The organism is Neoroseomonas rubea, from assembly GCF_016106015.1.
Classification (GTDB): domain Bacteria; phylum Pseudomonadota; class Alphaproteobacteria; order Acetobacterales; family Acetobacteraceae; genus Neoroseomonas; species Neoroseomonas rubea.
The window spans coordinates 1-1,442 of the sequence record NZ_JACADQ010000573.1 but is presented as its reverse complement, the minus strand read 5'-3'; the positions used below and the strand labels follow the sequence as shown (position 1 = coordinate 1,442).

The window sequence follows — 1,442 nt, the reverse complement described above, 5'->3', positions numbered from 1 at the left end:
GGAGTCCAGACGCCGGCTCTTCCGATCCCTCGGGCTGGGCGGCCGGTGCCGGGGCGGCGGGCACAGGCGGTTCGGGCGGCGGCGCGGCGTTGCGGGCCGGCCGGCCCTTCTTCGGGATGGCCGGGGCCATCAGCGCGCGTGCCACCTGCGTCCCGCCGCAGACGGGGCATTCGACGAGGCCGGCCTTGGCCAGAGCCTCGAAGCCGGCACTGTCCTTGAACCAGCCGTCGAAAGCGTGCTCGGTCGCGGTGCTCGTGCAGCGGAGCTGGTAGTGGATCATCGGTCCTTCATGCCGGCCTGCCTCCCCTGGCGAGCCGGCTCCCCCTGATTTGGCACTCTCGATGCAAGAGTGCCAGACCCTGGCTCACGCCGCCAGCATCGCGTCGAGCCGCCCGGCCCGGTCGAGCGCGTGGAGGTCGTCCGACCCGCCGACCGGCTGGCCGCCGATGAAGACCTGCGGGACGGTGGTCCTCCCGCCCGATCGCGTGATCGCCTCCTGCCGCGCAGCGGACCCGTTCGGCGCGTAGATCTCGTTGTAGGGAACCCCTTTGCGGTCCAGCAGCGCCTTGGCGCGCGCGCAATACGGGCAGAAATCCTGGACGTAGATGTCGACCTTGGCCATGCGCGGAGACTTGGCGAGGCGCGGCCGGAGATCAAGCGCCCGCGGCGAACCTCGGATCCGGCACCCGCGCCGCGGCGAGCACGTCGACCGTGGCCGCCCCCGCCTCCAGCAGCGCGCGGGCGCAGGCATTGGCCGTTGCGCCGGAGGTCATGACATCGTCGATCAGCAGCACGCGCAGGCCCGCGATGCGCCGCGCCCCGCGCGCCGGCACGCCGAACGCTCCTTCCACCGCCGCCGCCCGCTCCGCCGCCCCCTTGTCGCCGAGCGGGGGCGTGCGGCGCCGACGGGCGAGAAGGTCCGGCACGACCGGGCGCCGCGCGATCCGCCCGATCGCCAGGGCCAACAGCGCCGCCTGGTCGTAGCGCCGCGCAAGCAACCGGCGCCAATGGGCAGGCACCGGGGCGATGAGGTCGGTCTCCGCAAGCAGGGCCGCCCCTGCACGCGCCATTCGGCGCGCGAGAGGCGCGGCGAGTTCCGTCCGGTCCGCGTGCTTGAAGGGCAGGATCAGGCGCTTCGCGCCCTCGTCGTAGCGCAGCGCCGCCCGCGCGCGCCGGAAGGCCGGTGGACGCCGGGCGCAGGGTGCGCAGCACAAGCCATCCGCATCGCTCGCTTCGGCCTGCCCGGAATGGGCGAAGGGCACGCCGCAGCGGGCGCAGAAGGGTTCGCTGACCGGCTTCAGCGCGGCGAAGCAGGCCGCGCAGAGCGTCCCCTGCGCCGAGACCTCCTCCGCGCAGCCAAGGCAGCGCGGCGGCAGCAGCGCGTCGAGCAGCCCGGCGGAGGCGCGGCGCGCGCCCCCCGCCAGGCGCCGCAGCGCCGGCTG

3 protein-coding genes are annotated in these 1,442 nt (G+C 75.0%); all 3 read right to left on the bottom strand.

The window, feature by feature from the left end; all coding sequences use genetic code 11:
- Positions 1-280 (bottom strand): DUF1178 family protein (locus HW577_RS24975; RefSeq protein ID WP_198378789.1); only part of this gene is annotated, 280 nt, incomplete at its 3' end.
- A gap of 84 nt (positions 281-364) precedes the next feature.
- Positions 365-622, bottom strand: a complete 258-nt coding sequence (gene grxC / locus HW577_RS24970; RefSeq protein ID WP_198378788.1) for a glutaredoxin 3 — start codon at positions 620-622, stop codon at positions 365-367.
- Positions 623-653: 31 nt separating this feature from the next.
- On the bottom strand, positions 654-1,442 hold a 789-nt coding region (locus HW577_RS24965; protein WP_408639557.1), incomplete at its 5' end, for a ComF family protein.